This is a genomic window from Geodermatophilus sp. SYSU D00691 (assembly GCF_054050275.1).
Window position 1 is genome coordinate 11,914 of record NZ_JBJGYZ010000041.1, and the last position, 17,816, is coordinate 29,729.

Sequence of the window (17,816 nt, forward strand, 5' to 3'; positions counted from 1 at the left end):
GTCAGGCGATCCGCAGCCGCGCCCGCGGCGCGGCCACCGGGGCGACCGGGGCGGGCGCGGTGCAGCGGTAGGTGGTCGCGCCGTCCTGGACGGCGAAGGTCTCGCCGTCCGGACCGCTGCCGTGCAGCACCACGGTGTCGAACCGCTCGGCCAGCCGCCGCAGGGCGGCGAGGTCGGCGACGTCGACGACGGTGCCGGTGGGGGTGAACGAGCCGACCGGCACCAGGCGCTCGTCGAGGCCGGCGAGGGCGGACGGCGCGCGGCCGGACCACAGCGCCAGGGCGGTGACCGCCGCGGCGGCGGCCAGCAGGCCGAGGGCGGCCATGCGGGCCGTGCGCAGAGGGACGACCACGCCGTACACGTCGAAGGTGCGCGGGACGATCTGCTGGACGGTCGCCGACGCCTCTGCGGAGGGCGCGAGGACCGCTGCATCCCCTTGGAGCCGTAGCGCGGTGGAGTCGAGCGCGAAGGACAGCGCGGGGAAGGACGCGAGCGTGATGTCGGCGCCGTCCACGACGGCGTCGGCGTCGACGACGGGGGTCACCGTGAGCGTGGCGCTCTCGCCGCTCGCGCCGACCTCGCCGTTGTGCCGCGCGAGCAGGTCGGATGCGGCGGCAAGGTCGAGGACGACCGTGGCCGTACCCGCACCGTCCTGGAGTGCGACCGGCCCGCCGACGGCGAGCGGGGCGCTCCAGCCATCCGGGGCCGTGAGTGCGACGTCCAGCCGCAGGGTGCCCGTCGCGGCCACGATCCCCTCGCCGGTGGCGGTGTGGGCGAAGGCGACGGTGAGCGGGCCCGCGAGCCGGACGTAGACCGGATCGCCGGTCGCGATCACGCCGTCCGGGTAGGTCGTGCTGCGGGCCGCCGTGCCCGCGTAGTCGAAGGTGCCCTGCTGCGTGACCGGCACCGTACGTCCCTCTGTCGCGGTCGACGGCAGGGCGAAGAGGACGGCCGAGGCGATCGCGGCGCCCGCGGTCGCGGCGCCGGCGCCGCGTGCCACCTGGTGCAGGCGGCCACGGAGGTGCGGAGGGAGAGCCGGCGCGGACCGGCTCCGGGTGACGCGCACCGGGCGGGGGACGCCCCGGTGCCGTCCTCGAGGGCGGCGGGTCGGCCACAGCACGCCCACCGCCGCGAGGGCAGCCAGTGCGAGGACCCACGGGGAGACCATGGCGTCGATCGCCGAGCCGACCCCGGGGACGTGCAGCCACAGCTCGCCGGTGAGGTCGGCGGCGGTCGGACGATCGGGGTCCAGCCAGTCGTTGTTGTCGCCCTGGGTCACGAAGCCGGCGCCGTCGAGCTCGACGATGCGGTGCATGACGGTGGTGCCGAGCGAGGGGCTGTCGTACGCGACGACGTCGCCGACCCGGTAGTCGCCGGTGGCCCGCAGGACCGCCAGGTCACCGGTCTCGAAGCGCGGCGCCATGCTGGCGCCGTGGGTGAGGAGGTAGCTGGTGCCCCCGCCGAGGGTCGCCGGCCACAGCAGCCAACCGGCTGCTGCCAGCAGCACGGTGGTGAGGGCGAGCACGACCTTGCGCACGAAGGGCTCCGATGTCCGGGTCCGGGGCGGGCGGCGTGGGCCGCCCGCCCCGGACGGTCAGAAGAGGGGACGGGTCACTCGTTGTCGTAGACGCTGAGGCCGACGGTGTTGAACGTGGTGAAGGCCGGGTCGTCACCGAGGTTGCAGGTGATCGTCGTCGTCGTGATCGAGCAGGTGTACTGCGAGCCGACCACGGACCCGTTGTTCTTCAGCACCAGGCGGGCGTTGCGGCCGCTGTTGTCCTCGGTGGTCGTGAAGACCACGGAGTCCAGCCGGCTGGCGTCGCCGGTGACGGGGGTGTAGTCGATGTCGGTTACCGCGGTACCGGTCACGGTGCCCTCGCCGTAACCGGCGACGCTGGCAGCGACGGTGTTGCTGGCGGTGAACGCCGAGCCGACCGCGGTGGCGGCGGCGATGCCGGCGCCCGCGAGCACGAGCTTGGACGTGCGCATCATGGGGGTTCCCTTCCGTGGGATGTCGCGCACGGCTTGCCGGGTCCTTCACCCGGTCCGGTGACGCCTGCGCTCCTGTGCTGACACACCGTCATCGGCACGGTGCGGGTGGGACTTGAGTGACCACAGGGGACGTCGCGGAGGGGTAGCGGACGGTCCTGCTCCGTACCGGACGCACTTTCGGGCGACCTGCTCGTTTGGCCCGCACGTCGCTCCGGGTAGGCGACCCCACGATTCGGAAGCCGACCGGAAAAGGGTTGTCTCGTGGCGGAGAGCAGAGACAACGGGGGGATCGTCAGCGCGGTCCGCAGCGCGCTGGAACAGTTCGCCGAGCTCACGCAGCTGGAGCCGGCGGCGGCCACAGGTGTGCGCCGGGAGAAGGACGGCTGGTCCGTGCTCGTCGACGTCGTCGAGCTGGAGCGGATCCCGTCCACCACCAGCGTCATGGCCACCTACCGGGTGGACCTCGACGGCAACGGCGACCTGTGCGGGTACGAGCGGCTGCGCCGCTTCGTGCGCGGATCGGTGGACCAGTGATGAGCGAACCCGCGCTGCGCCGCGCCGGCGGGATCGGCTCCGGCGCCCTGGGCCGGCAGCCCGACTCGCTCGCCGACGTGCTCGAGCGCGTGCTCGACAAGGGCATCGTCATCGCCGGCGACATCGTCGTGAACGTCCTGGACATCGAGCTGCTCACGCTCAAGCTGCGGCTGTTCGTCTCCTCCGCGGAGACCGCCCGCGAGATGGGCATGGACTGGTGGAGCCGCGACCCGTTCTTCTCCGGGCAGGCCGCGGTCGAGCAGCGGGACGAGGAGGAGACCCGCGCGCTGCGCGAGCGGGTCGCGCAGCTCGAGGAGCTCGTGCGCCGCGCCGGCCTGGAGGACGGCGCCGCCGCCCCGAAGGCCCTCCCCGAGGAGGGCGACCGTGGGTGACGAGCTCGAGCGGATGGCCCGCGACGCCGTCCCCGACGTGCTGGCGGCGGCGCTGGAGCGCGCCCGCGAGCGGGCCGTCGCCCGGCTGGCCGACCTGCTGACCGACGCGATCGTCGCCCAGGCCCTGACCGCGGCGGTCCCCGCGGCCACCCCGGAGCCCCGGCCGCCGGAGGCACCGCCCCCGGGACCGGCCTTCCATCCGGACGACCAGATGGACGACGAGCCCCGCGAGGCGCTGTACGCGTACGGCATCACCCTCGCCGCCCTGCCGCTGCCGGCCGAGGTACCGGCGCTGACCGGGGCGCCGCTGGAGCGGGTGACCGACGGGGACCTGGCCCTGCTGGTCAGCCGGGTCACACCCGACCAGCTGCGGATCGACGAGGACGACCTGTCCGAGAGCGGCCGGCTGGCCACGCTCGCCCGCGGCCACGACGCCGTCGTCCGGGCCGCCGCCGGGGTGGGGCCGGTGCTGCCGCTGCGGTTCGGGACCGTCGTCCCCGACGAGACCGGCGCCCACCGGCTGCTCGAGGCGCACGGCGCGGCCGCCCGGGCGCAGCTGGGGCGCATCGGCGACACCCGCGAGTGGGGCGTCAAGCTGGTCCGCCGGCTCGACGCGGAGCCGGTGCCGGCCGGGCCCCGGCCGGCCGACCGGGCCGGGGTCACCGGCACCGAGTACCTGGCCCGCCGCCGCCAGGCGCTGCAGCGGCACGACCAGGCGGAGGCCGCCGCCGAGCAGGCCGCCGAGCTGCTCGAGGAGACGCTGCGACCGCACGTCGCCGAGTCCCTCCGCCGGGGCGGCGCCCCCGGCTCCTCGCTCCTCCTCGACATGGCCTTCCTGGTCCCGCCGCAGGGCGAGACGGCGTTCCTCGCGGCCGCGGCGGAGCTGCGGGAGCGGCTGGAGCCCGACGGCCTGGAGGTCGAGGTGAGCGGACCCTGGCCGCCGTACTCCTTCGCCGCGCTGGAGGACGGCGATGCGTGAGCAGCCCGGCATCCTCGGCGGCGACTCCGGCGGCACCAGCCTGGTGGAGCTGCTCGACCGCGTCGTGCACCGCGGCGCGTACGTCAGCGGCGACGTGACCATCTGCCTCGCCGGCATCGACCTCGTCCGCCTCGACCTGCGCCTGCTGCTCACCGCCGTCGCCGACTCGGCCGGGGAGGTGCGGTCGTGACCATTCCCCGCAGCACCCGGCTCTCCGGCACGGGCGAGGACGTCGGCCGCAGCCTCGGCCGGCTCGTCGTGACCCTCCTCGAGGCGGTGCGCCAGGTGGTGGAGCGCCAGGCGCTGCGCCGGGTGGAGTCCGGCGACCTCTCCGATGAGCAGGTCGAGCGCCTGGGACAGGCCCTGATGCAACTGGAGGACACCTTCGACGAGCTGATCGACCACTTCGGCGTCGTCCCGAACGACCTGTACCTGCCGCTCGACCTGGCAAGCCTCGCCCGCACCGAACCGATGAGGAGAACCCCATGACCATGGCCAGCAGCGTCAACCGCGCCCCCCGGCCCAGCAGCCTGGCCGACGTCCTCGACGTCGTCCTCGACAAGGGCATCGTCATCGACGCGTACGTGCGCGTGGCCCTCGTCGGCATCGAGCTGCTGACCATCGACGCCCGCATCGTGATCGCCAGCGTCGACACCTACCTGCGCTTCGCCGAGGCCGTGAACCGGCTCGACCTGCAGCCGCAGGACCAGGTCGCCGGCCTGCCCGGCCTGATGCGCGAGCTGTCCGAGGGCGGCTCCAAGGCCAAGACCCGCGGCGCGCTGTCGGGCGCCGGCGAGAAGGCCCGCGAGGTCATCGGGTCGATCACCGGGCGCGGGGACGACGAGGAGGACGAGGGCCGGGGCGACGGCGGGCGGCGCGAGGAGCGCGGGGCCCCGGCGTCGCGGCGTGCGCCGTCGCGGGGCTGATCGTGCTGCTCGTCCACGGACTCCTGCGCGAGCACGACCGGGACGTGCTCGAGCGGGTGGAGGCCGGCCCGGTGCGGGTCGTCGCCGCCGGTGGGCTCGCCGCCGCCGTCTCGGAGGCGCCCGAGTCGGGCCTCACGGCCGACGACGCGGTCGCCCACCTGGACCTGCTGGTGGCCCTGGCCGCCGACGTCCCGGTGCTGCCGCTGCCGCTCGGCACCACGGCCCCGGACGACGACGCCGTCCGGGAGGAGGTGCTCACGCCCGCCGCCGACCAGCTCGAGCAGCAGCTGGCCGCGGTCGCCGACCTGGTGGAGCTGCGGCTGGACCTCCTGTTCGACACGGACGCCCTCGTCGCCGACATCGCCGCCGACGACCCGGAGATCGAGCACCTCGCCGCGCGCAGCCGGGCCCCGGGCGCCGGGTTCGGCGACCGGATGGCCCTGGGCGAGGCGGTGGCCGCCCGGGTCGCCGACGCCCAGGCCGCGCTCACCGAGGAGTGGACCGCGGAGCTGGCCGGCGTCGCCGAGCGCTCCGCCGTCCTCTCCGCCGACGAGCAGGCGCGACGCACGGCGTGGTGCGTGCGGCGCGACCGCATCGCCGACGCCGACGCCGCCGTGGCACGGCTGCGCGAGGCGGCCGCCGGCCGCGCCGAGGTCGAGTACGTCGGCCCGCTACCGATCTACAGCTTCCTGGACGACCTGCCGGCGGGCCCGGAGCCCGAGCCGCGGTCGAGATGGGGGTGGTGAGCAGCCACACCGTCGGCACGGGGGCCGACGTCGTCACGGGAACACGGACGTACCCGAACTCCAGAGGAGGAGTGCAATGACCGAAAGCCCCATCCCCAACCCAGGGGTGCTCAAGCTCGGTGGCGTGGCCCTGGCCGCCTACCTGCTCGGGCGCATGAAGAAGGGCAAGGCGGCGGTGGGCCTGGCCATGTGGGCCGCCGGCGTGAAGATGGACCCGAAGGAGCTGCTCCGCCAGGGGCTGCTGTCCATCGCCAATTCCAACGAGGGCAAGGAGCTGCTGACGCAGCTCCGCGGACCGATGCTCGAGGCCGGCAAGAAGGCCGCGGGAGCCACCATCGAGAGCCAGGTGGCCGCTCTCACCTCGGCGCTGGAGAAGCGCACGGCCGCGCTCGCGGCCGGCGTCCAGCAGGCCGGCCAGGCCGCGGAGAAGGCCGCGGACAGCGCGAAGGAGGCGGCCGACACCGCGCAGGACGCCGCCGCACAGGCCGGCAAGACCGCCCAGGGCGCAGCGGGCGAGACCGGGAAGAAGGCGTCGTCGCTGTCCAGCGGCGTCGGCAAGGTCACCGGCCTGCTGGGCAGGGGCAAGAAGTCCAAGGCCCAGCCGGAGGAGGAGGCCCCGGCCCAGGACTCCGGTGAGGCGGACGAGGAGTCGGCGCGGGCCGAGGACGAGACCTTCGAGAGCGAGGCGGACGAGCCCCAGGGCGCGACTGCCGACACGGACGAGGGCGAGGCCGAGGAGGAGCCGGAGGGCGACGAGGCCGACACCGCTGAAGCCGACGAGGCCGAGGAGGAGCCGGAGGGCGACGAGGCCGAGGGCGAGACCGACACCGCCGAAGCCGACGAGTCCGAGGAGGAGCCCGAGGGCGACGAGGCCGAGGGCGAGACCAACACCGCCGAAGCCGACGAGGCCGAGGAGGAGCCCGAGGGCGACGAGGCCGAGGGCGAGACCGACACCGCCGAAGCCGACGAGGCCGAGGAGGCCGAGGAGGAGCCCGAGGGCGACGAGGCCGAGGCCGACGAGGGCGACACCGCCGAAGCCGACGAGGCCGACACCGACGAGGCCGACACGGACGAGGCCGAGGACTACGAGGACGAGGACGAGGACGCCGACGCGGACGAGGAGGACGAGTCCGACACCGCCGAGGCCGACACCGCCGAGGAGGAGCCCGAGGGCGACGAGGCCGAGGCCGACGAGGCCGAGGCCGACGAGGCCGAGGCCGACGAGGCCGAGGCCGACGAGGCGGAGGAGGAGCCCGAGGGCGACGGAGCCGAGGCCGAGGCGGAGGAAGGCGCGACCGCCGAGACCGACCAGGCCGAGGAGCAGCCCGAGGGCGACGAGGCCGAGGCCGGCGGCGGTGAACCGGCGCGCGCCGAGGCCCCGCCCCGCAAGGCTGCGAAGAAGGCCGGCAAGAAGGCGGCGAAGAAGGGTGCGCCGCGGAAGGCCGAGCCCCAGCGGGCCGGCACCGGGCAGGGCCAGGCGCCGCGCAAGCGCGTGCCCGACCCGACGGCCGTCCCGGCTCCCAGCAAGCGGGCGGCACCGGCCGGACGCAGCCCCCGTCGTTCCGTCGAGGAAGGAGCCCGCTGATGACCAGCAGCGGTGAGCAGGAGAACCAGCAGGGTGGTGGCGGCCTCCTCGGTGGGGCGGTCTCCAAGCTCGGGGAGGCGGCCAAGGGTTACGCCGTCGCCCGCGGGCAGGACGCCGCCCGGAAGGTCGGCGAGAAGGTCACCGGCGTGACCGGGTCCCTCAACGACACCGCCGACGGGGGCGGGTTCAAGGCCGCCGCCGCCGGCACGGCCGTGCAGCGCCTGGTCTCGGGCGACAGCCCGGTCAAGGCGGCGCTCGGCGGCGTCGGCGCCGGGATCAAGGAGAAGGTCTCCGGGCTCTTCGGCCGCAAGAAGAGCGGCGGGAGCGGCAACAAGAAGTTCATGAACATCGTCGAGGACATCTCGGTCGGTGTGCCGGTGAACGTCGCGTACGACCAGTGGACCCAGTTCCAGGAGTTCGCCAGCTTCATGAAGGGCGTCGACTCGGTCGACCAGTCCGACGACGTCAACAGCAACTGGCGGGTCAAGGTGGCGAAGTCCCGTCGCAACTTCAAGGCGACGGTGACCGAGCAGATCCCCGACCGGAAGATCGCCTGGACCACCGAGGGTGCGAAGGGCACGGTCAAGGGCGTCGTCACGTTCCACCCGCTCGCCGACGACCTGACCCAGATCCTGCTGGTGATGGAGTACTACCCGCAGGGCCTGTTCGAGAAGACCGGCAACATCTGGCGGGCCCAGGGCCGTCGCACCCGGCTGGACCTCAAGCACTTCCGCCGCTTCATCATGATGCGCGGCGAGGCCACCGGGAGCTGGCGCGGCGAGATCCGCGACGGCGAGGTCGTCCGCGGTCCCGACGAGGAAGAGGGCCAGGAGCAGGAGCCCCGCGAGCTCGAGGGCAGCGAGCGGCAGGCCGGCGACGGCCGGGTCGACGAGGACTACGAGGAGTACGAGGAGGAAGGCGAGGAGGAGCCCGGCGAGGAGGCCGAGGAGGAGCCGGCGGAGCAGGAAGAAGAGGAACCCGAACCCGAACCCGCCGGCGCGCGGTGAGAGGAGCTGACACATGACCCAGACCGACGGCGACCTCCTGTCACCGGAGTCGGAGCTCGAGCGCACGCTCACCGTCCGGGAGCAGGTGCTCGACCTCCTGCTGGAGAAGGTCGAGAACGACCGCTACCCGTCCTCGGCGATGCTCGACGACATCGAGCGGATCCTCACGCCGTGGCGGCGGCAGGACTACGCCGACGTCCTGATGGACAAGATCCGGGGTGACCGGTACCCGAGCCGGCACCTGATCGAGCGGGTGCTCCGCCTGTCGAGCTGATCGGCGGAGGTGGGATCGGGGAGGTCGGGCTCCGGGCGGACGCTCAGGGCCCGACTTCCCCGCTCTCGACGGTCAGGTAGCCGGGCGGGACGGCGTCGACCAGCCAGACGCCGTTCGTCGACCGGCTGAACAGGTAGCCGGCGTCGGCCATGCCGGCGGCGTCCACCCGCAGCACCACCGGGTCCCCGCGCCGGGCGCCCACCACGCGTGCCGTCTCCCGGTCGGGGCTCAGGTGGACGGCGTGCCGGCCGCCGGGCCGCAGGCCCTCGCGGCGGATCGCCGCCAGCGCGCGCTCGACGGTGCCGTGGAACAGCTCCGGCGGTGGCGGCACCGGCCGGTAGCCGAGCTCCACCGCCACGCTGTGCCCCTGGCAGGCGCGGATCCGGGTGCCGGGGGCGTCGAAGGCGAACCGCTGCTTGCCGTCGGTGTCGACCACGTGCTTCAGGTCCGCCCGGTCGAGCGCCAGACCGTGCGCGGCCAGGCCCCGCAGCAGGGCGTCGACGTCGGCCCAGCCGCACGGGTCCAGCCGGAGGCCGACGCTCTCGGGCCGGTGCCGGAGCACGTAGGACAGGCGCTTGCTCACCCGGACGGTGTCCACGGCCCCCCGGTACCCGGAGGGCGGCGCTTCAGACGGGCACCGCGGGCGGCTGCTCGGCGAGCGCCTCGTCGGTCAGCGCGCCGGCGTGCGCGCGCAGCAGGAGCCACAGCACCCCGGCCAGGACGAGGAGCCCGGTCCCGCTGACGAGGAAGACCGCGGGCACGCCGAAGAGCCGGGCGACCACACCGCCGGTCAGCGCGCCCAGCGGGATCGCGCCCCACACGACGGTGCGGTAGGCGCCCTGGACGCGGCCGAACATGTGCTCGGGGATGAGCGCTTGGCGCACCGACATGGTGAGGACGTTCCAGATCATCACGCCGACGGCGGAGACGGCGAACAGCGCGGCGGCCACCACCCCGTGGTGCACCAACCCCATCGCGCCGATGGCGAGAGCGCTCAGCACCGCGCCGGCGGTCAGCGCGCGGGCCCGCCCGAGCCGGCGCCCGACGGTGGGCGCGACCAGGCCGCCCAGCAGGGCGCCCACGCCTGCCGTGAGCACGACCAGGCCGAAGCCGGCCTCGGGCAGCTCGAGCACCTCGAGGACGTAGAGCACCAGGACGCCGTCGATCATGCTGTTGGTCAGGCAGGTGGCGCCGGCGACCAGGGTGAACCCGCGCAGCAGCCGGTGCCGCCACAGCCACCGCACACCCTCGGCGACGTCGGTGCGGACCGACCTCCGGCCGACCGGGTGCTCGGGGCGGCGCACGCCGCGGATCGTGAGCACCAGCAGCGCCGCGACGGCGAACCCGACCGAGTTCACCGCGAGCGGCAGCGCGATCGCCAGCGCGAAGAGGGCCGCGCCGAGCGGCGAGCCGAGGAACTGCTGCCCGAGCGACTCCTCGGCGGTGAGCAGGCTGTTCGCGCGGTCGAGCCGGCGGCGGTCGACGACCTGGGGCAGCAGCGCGCGGGTGGCGCTGTCGTACACCGTCTCCGCCGTGCCCAGCAGGAAGGCGACGACGTAGAGCACCAGGACCGATCCCGCGTCGAACGCGGCCAGCAGGGCGAGCACGCCCAGGGAGAACGCCCGGACCGCGTTGGCCGCCGACATCGCGTACCGCCGGTCGACGCGGTCCACCAGCGCGCCGCTGAGCAGGGCGAACAGCAGCCAGGGCAGGAAGGCGAACGTGGCCAGCCCGGAGACCAGGACCGGGTCGCGCGTGTAGGAGGCGGCCAGCAGCGGCAGCGCCGTCCGCCCGATGCCGTCGGCGAGGTTGGACGTCGCACTGCTGGCGAACAACCGCCAGAACCGCGAGCCGAGCGCGCTCACGGGGTGTCCGACCCGGCGGCGGGGAAGACGGCGTACTGGACGTCGACCCGGCGGGCCCCCCTGCCCGGCGGCTGCTCGCGGTAGCGGTCGATCACGGCCTTGAGCTCGTCGGCCAGCGCGCGGGTCTGCGCGGGGTCGAGGGTCAGGTAGCCGTCCATGTCGCTGGCGGCCCGCTGCCACTCCCCCGGCCAGGTCGTGGAGGTCTCGAACCAGTGCGCGAGCCGGCGGCTGCGGCTCGACTGCAGCTCGCGCAGCAGGAAGCCCGCCGCCTCCCGGGTGTCGGCGTCCTGGAGCAGGGTCGTGCCGGTCATGTGGACCTCGTCGACGGCCATCCGCCAGTTCTTGCGGCGCCGCCCGACGGCGCGGACCCGCCCGGGCGCCTCGCCGCCCGTCTCCTCCACGAACCCGTGCCGCGCCAGCTGCCGGAGGTGGTAGCTGACGGCCGCGGTCGACTCCCCCAGCTCCTCCGCCAGGCTGGTCACGCTCACCTGCCCCCGGAGCTCGAGGGCCTGGAGGATCCGCACCCGCAGCGGGTGCGCGAGGGCCTTGAGGGTCGCAGCGTCGAGTTCCAGACGGCGGACGGGCACGGCGTGAGCGTAGTTCCCCAAGGAGTATTTGCAAATGCCTTTCGGCAAACTGCAGCCGGCCGGGGCGGCACTGGTCAGGAGGGGGATAGCGGTGCAAGCTGGCCACGTGCGCGTCGTCGAGCTCGAGGGCTTCTGGCCCAGCCGCCGGCTGGACGCGTTCGACGGGCTCTGTCGACCGGCCGCGCCGCTGCGCGCCGCCGGCGATCCGAGCCGATCCCGTCGTCCCTGATCGGCCTCCCCGGTGGCGGGCCCGCGCGGTCGCGGCCGCCTCGGGACGAAATCCCTACCTCACCGATCAGATCAGGAGAGTTCCGTGTCCGTCACCGACGAGCTGCTCGAGAACAACGCCCGCTACGCCGAGACCTTCTCCGGCCCGCTGCCGCTGCCGCCGGCGAAGCAGGTCGCCGTCCTGGCCTGCATGGACGCCCGCATCGACGTCTACCGGGCCCTGGGCCTGCAGGAGGGCGAGGCGCACGTCATCCGCAACGCCGGCGGCGTCGTCACCGACGACGAGATCCGCTCGCTGGCGATCAGCCAGCGCCTGCTCGGGACCAGGGAGATCATCCTGGTCCACCACACCGACTGCGGGATGCTCACCTTCTCCGACGAGGACTTCCGCGCCGCGATCGAGGAGGACACGGGGGTGCGGCCGCACTGGCACTCCGAGGCGTTCCCCGAGCTGGAGGACGACGTCCGGGCGTCGATCCAGCGGATCACCGACAGCCCGTTCATCCCCGAGAAGGGCAGCGTCCGCGGCTTCGTCTTCGACGTCGCCACGGGGAAGCTGAACGAGGTCGTCTGAGCCACTCCCGCGCTCGGCGCCGAAAGCGGTCCTGCTTTCGGCGCCGAAAGCGGGGGGAGCGGTCAGCGGGAGTAGTACTCCACGACCAGCTGCTCCTCGCAGACGACCGGCACCTCGTCGCGGGCCGGCGTCCGCTCGACCCGGCAGACGAGGTCGGCCAGCGTCACCGTGAGGTAGGCCGGCGGCGTGGCGTGCGCACCGGAGGCGGCGACGACGAAGGGCTCCCTGGTCCGCGACTTCTCGGCGATCTGCACGAAGTCGCCCGGGCGCAGCCGGTAGGACGGGCGGTCGACGCGCCTGCCGTTGACCAGCACGTGCTGGTGGGTGACGAACTGCCGCGCCTGGTAGATGGTCCGCGCGAAGCCGGCGCGCAGCACGGTGGCGTCGAGGCGCGACTCGAGGTCCTGGATCAGCGCCTCGCCGGTCTTGCCGCCGGTGCGGCGGGCGCGGTCGAAGGCCCGGCGCAGCTGGGTCTCGCTGATGTCGTACTGGGCGCGCAGCCGCTGCTTCTCCAGCAGCCGGGTCGAGTAGTCGCTGGGCGTGCGGCGCTTGCGGCCGTGGACGCCGGGCGGGTACGGCCGCCGCTCGAAGTACTGGACGGCCTTCGGCGTAAGCGGGAGACCCAGCCTGCGGCTGAGCCGGATCTTGGGACGAGGGGTGTTCACTGGGCCTCCGTATTTGGTAAGGCTTACCTTAGTTCCCACTCTACGACCCCACGCCGAGGTGACGCGATGCCCCTTCCCAGAAGCACCGAGCCGACGGTTCACGAGGCCACCGCGGCCGAGCGGGCCCGCACGATCGCCTGCCGCGGCACCGCGTACGTGCACGTCCCGGGCATGGGCAGCAGCCGCCTGCTGGCGGCCGCCACGACCGCGGACGGCGACGTGCTCCTCGTCGTCCCCCGGGACGGCGGGCTGGTGACGGCGGTGCGCAGCTCGCCGCTCGGCGACCTGCCGGTGCGGGTGACCGTCACCGACCGCGCCCCGCTCCCCCTGCGCAACCCGGTGCGCGGCCGGCTGGAGATGGTCGGCTGGCTCACCCCGGTGGCCGCCGACGAGGAGCTCGACCTGGCGCTGGCCTTCGCCGAGTCCTGCCCCGACGACGTGCTGCTCGACGTCGGGCTGACCGCGACGCTGCTGCGGCTGGACGTGGCCGAGATCCAGCTCGAGGAGGCCGGGTCGAGCGCCGACGTCGAGCCGGAGGACTACGCCGCCGCCCGGCCCGACCCACTGGACGCCGACGAGCTGCTCCGCGACCACGCCGACGACCTGGGCGTGCTCTGCGGCAAGGTGCGGCTGTGGGCGGGCACCGACGACCGCGTGCACGTGCTCGCCGTCGACCGGTTCGGCGTCCTGTTCCGGGTCGAGTGCCCGGCGAGCTGCTACGACGTCCGCATGCCGTTCCCGGCCCCGGCCGGCGGCCGGGACGACGTCGGCCCGGCGCTCACCGCCCTGCTGGCCTGCGGCGGCTGACCCCCTGCCGAGATCACGGGATCTCGGCGCGAGGGTGGCCCTCAGGAGGCGCGGGCCTCGTCGGCCAGGGCGGCGAGGGCCTTCTCGAAGCAGTCCTGCGGCGGCTGCACGAGGCCCGCGCCCACCTGGCCGGTGCCGGCGACCCTCCCGGCCATGCCGGTGTTGATCTGCGGCAGCCAGCCGGTGCGGGCGACGGCCAGGACGTCGATGCCGGTCGGCGAGCCGCGGAAGCCGAGGATCGGGATGGCCATCGCCGGGTTCTCCGACAGCGTCACCTGGTACATCCGCTCGGTCGTGGCCAGGGCGTCGGGCACGGTGCCGCCGACGAACCGCACGATCGCCGGCGCCGCGGCCATGGAGAACCCGCCGACCCCGTAGGTCTCCATGATCGCGGAGTCGCCGATGTCGGGGTTGGCGTCCTCGGGGCCGTAGTCGCCGAGGAAGAGGCCGACCGGGGTCTGCGCCGGGCCGGTGAACCAGCGGTCGCCGGTGCCGGCGGTCTGGATGCCGAACTCGGTGCCGTTGCGGGCCATGACGGTGAGCATCGTGGAGCCGGGGACCCCGCGGGCGGCGTCCATGGCCAGCTTCGCCGTCGGCATGCCGAGGTTGAGGAAGAAGTGCTCGTTGCCGCCGGCGAACTTCAGCACCGCCGCGATGTCCGACGACGGGGCGTCGACCGCCACGATCAGCGGCGAGAGGTCGCGCAGGGCCATGAGCGAGCCGGCCCGGTTGCGGTTGTGGCCCTCGTCGCCCATCTGCAGCATCTGGGCGAGGATCGCCTTGACGTCGATCGGCTCGCTGCCGGCGTCCAGCCCCCCGCGCACGGCGGCCGAGAGGACCGGCCCGAGCACGTCGCGCATCCAGGCCAGGCGGGTGAGCACCTCGTCGTTGAAGGCGCCCATCCGCAGCACCTTGCCGAGGCCCTCGTTGAGGTTGCAGAAGGCCCGGCCGCCCTGCACCGGGTCCTCTAGGCACCACATCCACATCGACGGGCTGGTCACCCCGGCCATCGGGCCGACGGCGCGGTGGTGGTGGCAGGGGTCGAGGGTGATCTCCCCGGCGGCGAGGACCCGCTCGGCGTCCTCGACGGAGTCGGCCCAACCCTCGAACAGGCAGGCGCCGATCAGCGCCCCGCGCAGCGGGCCGGAGGCGTCGGCCCACTCGATCGGCGGCCCGGCGTGCAGCAGGGTGCGGTCGGGCAGGCCGAGCACCTCGCGGGCCGGCCGGACGTCGACCAGCTGCGAGCCGGCGGCCAGCACCCGCTCGACCGCCGTGCGGTTGGCCGCGGCGCGGCGGACGTCGAGCGCCAGCGCGGCGAGGTCGGCCGGGTCGCCGAAGGCCGGGGGGCGCCAGTCGACGTCGTGCACGTCGGCGCCCTGCGCGCGCAGCGCGTCGGAGAAGACGTCGACGCCGGCGGCGACGATGCTCGGCGGCGCGGCGAGGAGGTCGCCCAGGCTCATCGGGTTGCTCCCAGCAGGTCGAGGGCGTACCGCGTGGCCGCGGCGTTGGAGGCGAACACGGCGGCGCCGGCCGCGGCGAGGGCGTCGGCCTGCCGGCTCCAGCCCTGCGGGTCGGACTCGGTGCCGATCAGGGCGACGACGACCGGCAGCGTGCGGGCGGCACGGGCGGCGGTCAGCGCCGGCGCCAGCGCGGCGGCGGGGTCGGGATCGGCCCCGTACCCGAGGACGACGTCGAGCAGCAGCACCGCCGGCTCGCCCTCCTCGGCGAGGGTGGCGATGGCCTCCAGCCGCAGGGTCGGGTCGATCATCGGGTGCGCGCGGCCGACGGTCAGCGCGTCGTCCCCGAAGTCGACCACGACGTGGCCGCGGACGGACAGGTCCGCCCCGAGGTCGAGCTCCGGCCGGAGCGGGATGTTGGACCGGATGCCGCCGAGCACCGGGGAGGCCAGCAGCATCGCCTCGTCGGCCAGCGTGCCGCCGGAGTAGAGGCCCTTGAGCACCGCGCCGGGCACCGGGGCCTCGGCCGGCCCGGGCCGCGAGGGCCAGACCGGGACGTCGAGGCCCATGTCGGCCAGCAGCGCCTCGACCGCGGCGGTCAGGTCGGGCGCCTCGGGCGAGAGGACGGCGGAGCGCACCGGGACGGACAGCCCGTCGGCCGCGCGCCGCACCGCCTCGGCCACCCCCGGGGCCGGCGGCTTGGAGACGAGCAGCACCCGCTCGGTGGCCGGGTCGGCGTCGAGGGCGGCGAGCGCGTCGAGCGTGGCCAGCCCGCCGACCTCGGCCTTGAGGTCGCGGCCGCCGACGCCCAGGACGTGCGAGACGCCGACGCCGGCCATGTCGAGCAGGCAGGACACCTGCTGGGCGCCGGTGCCGCTGGCCGCGACCAGCCCGACCGGCCCGGGGCGGACGACGTTGGCGAAGCCCAGGGCGACGCCGGAGACGATCGCGGTGCCGCAGTCGGGGCCCATCACCAGCACGCCCGCGTCGTGCGCGGCCCGCTTGAGCAGCACCTCGTGCTCGACCGGGACGCCGTCGGAGAAGACGAGCACGCTGCGGCCGGCCGCTATGGCGTCGGCCGCCTCAGCCACCGCGTACTGCCCGGGGACGCTGACGATCGCCAGCGTCTCGCCGGGGACCTCGTCGAGCCCCGCGCCGATCGTGCGCAGCGGGATGCTGGCGGCGCTGGTGCTGGTGCGCTCCCGCTCGGCCAGCGCGGCGTCGACCGCGGCGGTGGCGGCGGCCAGCGCGTCGTCGTCCGTGGCCCTGATCGCGACGAGGAGCTGCTCGGGCGAGGCCTCCTCGGCGGGCGCCAGGCCCATGTTGACGGCCAGCTCGAGGTTCAGCGGGGTGGCCATCGCGACGAGGACGGCGGTGACGCCGTCCCGGGCGCCGATGTCCCGGCTGACCTGCATGAGCCGCACGGAGTCGGCGTAGACGCCGGAACGGAGGATGACGGAGCGGACGCCCTCGGGGGCGTTCGTCGGTGTGGCGACCACCTGCACGACCGTACCGAGAGATGTCTCAGCGGTGAAGTATCGAGATCTTGCAGCAATAACGATTTAGCACTGAGGTACTTCCGCCGGAACCGTGCACGGTGTCACAGTTCTCCGGCCCGGTGTGGCAACGGCCCGTTCACCGGGACCGGATCGTGTCGTAGGTGCACGTCGAGGAGGCACTCATGGCGTTCGGTTGGAAGCTCTACGGGGACGGCAAGACGCCGCCCCTGGGCGAGGCGGTCGCGCCCGACGAGCGGCTCTCGTGGCCGCGCACGATCGGCATCGGCGCCCAGCACGTGGTCGCCATGTTCGGCGCGACATTCGTCTTCCCGCTGATCATGGGCCTGGACGCCAACCTCGCGATCATGATGAGCGGGATCGCGACGATCATCTTCCTGCTGATCGTCCAGGGGAAGGTGCCGAGCTATCTCGGGACCAGCGCCTCCTTCGTAGGCGCGGTCGTGGCGATCCGGGCACAGGGCGGGGACAGCAGCGACGTCGTCGGGTCGATCCTCATCGCCGGCGTCGTCCTCGCCCTGGTCGGTCTGCTCATCCACTTCGCCGGCGTGCGCGTGGTCAACGCGGTGCTGCCGCCGGCGGTCACCGGCGCCGTCGTCATGCTGATCGGCTTCAACCTGGCACCGGTCGCGGCCTCGGTCTACTGGCCGCAGGACCAGTGGGTGGCACTGGCCACCATGGCCTTCGTCATCGTCTGCGCGCTCGCGCTGCGCGGCTTCTGGGCCCGCATCTCGATCCTGCTCGGGCTCGTCTTCGGCTACCTGCTGTCGATCCTGCTCGACGTCACCTCGGGCCAGATCACGTCCCGGCTGCCCGGGCAGAACCTCCTCGACGCCGACGGCAACCCCTGCGAGGCCGAGGGGCCCTACTGCGTAGCCACCCCCTTCGCGCACGACCGCATCAACTTCGACTCGGTCGGCCAGGCCGACTGGTTCGGCCTGCCGGAGTTCACGGCTCCGAGCTTCTCCGTGAACTTCGCACTCCTGGCGCTGCCCGCCGTGATCGCGCTGATCGCCGAGAACGCCGGCCACGTCAAGGCGGTCGGCGAGATGACCAAGCGCGACCTCGACCCGGTGATCGGCCGGGCGGTCTTCGCGGACGGCGTCGGCACGGTCGTCGCCAGCTCCGTCGGCGGCTCCCCCACGACCACCTACGCCGAGAACATCGGGGTCATGGCCGCTACCCGGGTGTACTCCACCGCCGCGTACTACGTGGCCGCGGTCGTCGCGATCCTGCTCGGCCTGGTGCCCAAGTTCGGCGCGCTGATCAACATCGTCCCCGGCGGCGTCCTGGGCGGCATCACCGTCGTCCTCTACGGGATGATCGGGCTGCTCGGCGCGAAGATCTGGAAGGAGAACCGCGTCGACTTCGCCAACCCGGTCAACCTGGTGCCCCTCGCCGCGGGGATCATCATCGGCATCGGCCCGGTCACGCTGCAGATCACCGACAACTTCTCGCTGAGCGGCATCGCGCTCGGCTCGATCGTCGCGGTGCTCTTCTGGCACGTCGCCCGGGCGTTGGCTCCGGCGGAGATGAAGACGGCGCTGACCCGCGAGGGGACGCACCCCGCGGCCGGTTCGACCTTCGGCCGCGTGCACGGCGCGGAGGTCGGCTACGAGGCCCCCGACCCGTCGTCCGTGGACGAGGTCGGCCGCCCCGGCACCCCGCGCAAGCGATAGGA

22 protein-coding genes are annotated in these 17,816 nt (G+C 74.1%); 14 read left to right on the plus strand and 8 right to left on the minus strand.

What is annotated here, in order from left to right; all coding sequences use genetic code 11:
* Nucleotide 1: 1 nt before the first annotated feature.
* Nucleotides 2–1,537 carry a signal peptidase I gene (locus tag ACI797_RS23710; protein ID WP_456862047.1) on the minus strand — a complete coding sequence of 512 codons (1,536 nt, stop codon included), beginning with the start codon at nucleotides 1,535–1,537 and terminating at the stop codon, nucleotides 2–4.
* 74 nt (nucleotides 1,538–1,611) lie between these two features.
* On the minus strand, nucleotides 1,612–1,992 hold the full coding sequence (locus ACI797_RS23715; RefSeq protein WP_456862049.1) for a hypothetical protein: 381 nt from the start codon (nucleotides 1,990–1,992) through the stop codon (nucleotides 1,612–1,614).
* Between the two features lie 261 nt (nucleotides 1,993–2,253).
* Here ACI797_RS23715 and ACI797_RS23720 point away from each other — a divergent pair, with 261 nt between their 5' ends.
* The 10 genes from ACI797_RS23720 to ACI797_RS23765 all read left to right on the plus strand — a co-directional run bounded on the left by ACI797_RS23720 (nucleotide 2,254) and on the right by ACI797_RS23765 (nucleotide 8,435).
* Entirely contained in the window at nucleotides 2,254–2,526 is a 273-nt protein-coding gene (locus ACI797_RS23720) for a gas vesicle protein GvpO (protein WP_456541761.1), read from the plus strand.
* The gene (locus tag ACI797_RS23725) at nucleotides 2,526–2,918 is read left to right on the plus strand and encodes a gas vesicle protein (protein ID WP_456862050.1); all 393 of its coding nucleotides are present in this window, start codon (nucleotides 2,526–2,528) and stop codon (nucleotides 2,916–2,918) included. Before ACI797_RS23720 ends, ACI797_RS23725 begins: the two co-directional genes overlap by 1 nt.
* Nucleotides 2,911–3,897, plus strand: coding sequence for a GvpL/GvpF family gas vesicle protein (locus ACI797_RS23730; RefSeq protein WP_456862052.1), 987 nt, complete (start codon nucleotides 2,911–2,913; stop codon nucleotides 3,895–3,897). Before ACI797_RS23725 ends, ACI797_RS23730 begins: the two co-directional genes overlap by 8 nt.
* On the plus strand, nucleotides 3,890–4,087 hold the full coding sequence (gene gvpJ, locus ACI797_RS23735) for a gas vesicle protein GvpJ (protein WP_456541758.1): 198 nt from the start codon (nucleotides 3,890–3,892) through the stop codon (nucleotides 4,085–4,087). Before ACI797_RS23730 ends, gvpJ begins: the two co-directional genes overlap by 8 nt.
* Nucleotides 4,084–4,386: a gas vesicle protein K gene (locus ACI797_RS23740; protein WP_456862055.1), complete on the plus strand. Its 303-nt coding sequence runs from the start codon at nucleotides 4,084–4,086 to the stop codon at nucleotides 4,384–4,386. The genes gvpJ and ACI797_RS23740 overlap by 4 nt, the downstream gene beginning before the upstream one ends.
* On the plus strand, nucleotides 4,383–4,823 hold the full coding sequence (locus ACI797_RS23745; protein ID WP_456862056.1) for a gas vesicle structural protein GvpA: 441 nt from the start codon (nucleotides 4,383–4,385) through the stop codon (nucleotides 4,821–4,823). Before ACI797_RS23740 ends, ACI797_RS23745 begins: the two co-directional genes overlap by 4 nt.
* A 2-nt stretch (nucleotides 4,824–4,825) precedes the next feature.
* Complete coding sequence (locus ACI797_RS23750) at nucleotides 4,826–5,569, plus strand: GvpL/GvpF family gas vesicle protein (protein WP_456862059.1); 744 nt, start codon at nucleotides 4,826–4,828, stop codon at nucleotides 5,567–5,569.
* A gap of 76 nt (nucleotides 5,570–5,645) precedes the next feature.
* Entirely contained in the window at nucleotides 5,646–7,154 is a 1,509-nt protein-coding gene (locus ACI797_RS23755; protein WP_456862061.1) for a hypothetical protein, read from the plus strand.
* Nucleotides 7,154–8,161 (plus strand): SRPBCC family protein, encoded by a 1,008-nt coding sequence (locus tag ACI797_RS23760; protein ID WP_456862063.1) that lies wholly within the window; start codon nucleotides 7,154–7,156, stop codon nucleotides 8,159–8,161. Before ACI797_RS23755 ends, ACI797_RS23760 begins: the two co-directional genes overlap by 1 nt.
* Before the next feature lie 13 nt (nucleotides 8,162–8,174).
* Nucleotides 8,175–8,435 carry a hypothetical protein gene (locus ACI797_RS23765; RefSeq protein ID WP_456862065.1) on the plus strand — a complete coding sequence of 87 codons (261 nt, stop codon included), beginning with the start codon at nucleotides 8,175–8,177 and terminating at the stop codon, nucleotides 8,433–8,435.
* 43 nt (nucleotides 8,436–8,478) lie between these two features.
* Here ACI797_RS23765 and ACI797_RS23770 read toward each other — a convergent pair whose 3' ends face one another.
* Genes ACI797_RS23770 through ACI797_RS23780 form a run of 3 tightly spaced genes read right to left on the minus strand, consistent with a single transcriptional unit; the run spans nucleotide 8,479 to nucleotide 10,887 of the window.
* Nucleotides 8,479–9,033, minus strand: a complete 555-nt coding sequence (locus ACI797_RS23770) for an RNA 2'-phosphotransferase (protein ID WP_456862067.1) — start codon at nucleotides 9,031–9,033, stop codon at nucleotides 8,479–8,481.
* Between the two features lie 28 nt (nucleotides 9,034–9,061).
* The gene (locus ACI797_RS23775; protein WP_456862069.1) at nucleotides 9,062–10,300 is read right to left on the minus strand and encodes an MFS transporter; all 1,239 of its coding nucleotides are present in this window, start codon (nucleotides 10,298–10,300) and stop codon (nucleotides 9,062–9,064) included.
* A complete protein-coding gene (locus ACI797_RS23780) occupies nucleotides 10,297–10,887 on the minus strand; it encodes an ArsR/SmtB family transcription factor (RefSeq protein ID WP_456862071.1) in 591 nt (196 codons plus the stop codon). Before ACI797_RS23780 ends, ACI797_RS23775 begins: the two co-directional genes overlap by 4 nt.
* A 106-nt stretch (nucleotides 10,888–10,993) precedes the next feature.
* Here ACI797_RS23780 and ACI797_RS23785 point away from each other — a divergent pair, with 106 nt between their 5' ends.
* Both ACI797_RS23785 and ACI797_RS23790 read left to right on the plus strand, forming a co-directional pair.
* Nucleotides 10,994–11,116, plus strand: coding sequence for a hypothetical protein (locus ACI797_RS23785; protein ID WP_456862073.1), 123 nt, complete (start codon nucleotides 10,994–10,996; stop codon nucleotides 11,114–11,116).
* An 84-nt stretch (nucleotides 11,117–11,200) separates the two neighbouring features.
* Nucleotides 11,201–11,689: a beta-class carbonic anhydrase gene (locus ACI797_RS23790; RefSeq protein ID WP_456862075.1), complete on the plus strand. Its 489-nt coding sequence runs from the start codon at nucleotides 11,201–11,203 to the stop codon at nucleotides 11,687–11,689.
* A 62-nt stretch (nucleotides 11,690–11,751) separates the two neighbouring features.
* Here ACI797_RS23790 and rpsD read toward each other — a convergent pair whose 3' ends face one another.
* Nucleotides 11,752–12,354 (minus strand): 30S ribosomal protein S4, encoded by a 603-nt coding sequence (rpsD, locus tag ACI797_RS23795; RefSeq protein WP_456862077.1) that lies wholly within the window; start codon nucleotides 12,352–12,354, stop codon nucleotides 11,752–11,754.
* Between the two features lie 66 nt (nucleotides 12,355–12,420).
* On the opposite strand from rpsD, the gene ACI797_RS23800 reads away from it, so the two are divergent.
* Complete coding sequence (locus ACI797_RS23800; RefSeq protein WP_456862078.1) at nucleotides 12,421–13,161, plus strand: DUF2470 domain-containing protein; 741 nt, start codon at nucleotides 12,421–12,423, stop codon at nucleotides 13,159–13,161.
* Between the two features lie 41 nt (nucleotides 13,162–13,202).
* Here ACI797_RS23800 and ACI797_RS23805 read toward each other — a convergent pair whose 3' ends face one another.
* Nucleotides 13,203–14,621: a DUF1116 domain-containing protein gene (locus ACI797_RS23805; protein WP_456862080.1), complete on the minus strand. Its 1,419-nt coding sequence runs from the start codon at nucleotides 14,619–14,621 to the stop codon at nucleotides 13,203–13,205.
* Complete coding sequence (locus ACI797_RS23810) at nucleotides 14,618–16,117, minus strand: FdrA family protein (RefSeq protein WP_456862081.1); 1,500 nt, start codon at nucleotides 16,115–16,117, stop codon at nucleotides 14,618–14,620. The genes ACI797_RS23805 and ACI797_RS23810 overlap by 4 nt, the downstream gene beginning before the upstream one ends.
* Before the next feature lie 182 nt (nucleotides 16,118–16,299).
* Here ACI797_RS23810 and ACI797_RS23815 point away from each other — a divergent pair, with 182 nt between their 5' ends.
* Nucleotides 16,300–17,814 (plus strand): uracil-xanthine permease family protein, encoded by a 1,515-nt coding sequence (locus ACI797_RS23815; RefSeq protein WP_456862083.1) that lies wholly within the window; start codon nucleotides 16,300–16,302, stop codon nucleotides 17,812–17,814.
* Nucleotides 17,815–17,816 lie beyond the last annotated feature (2 nt).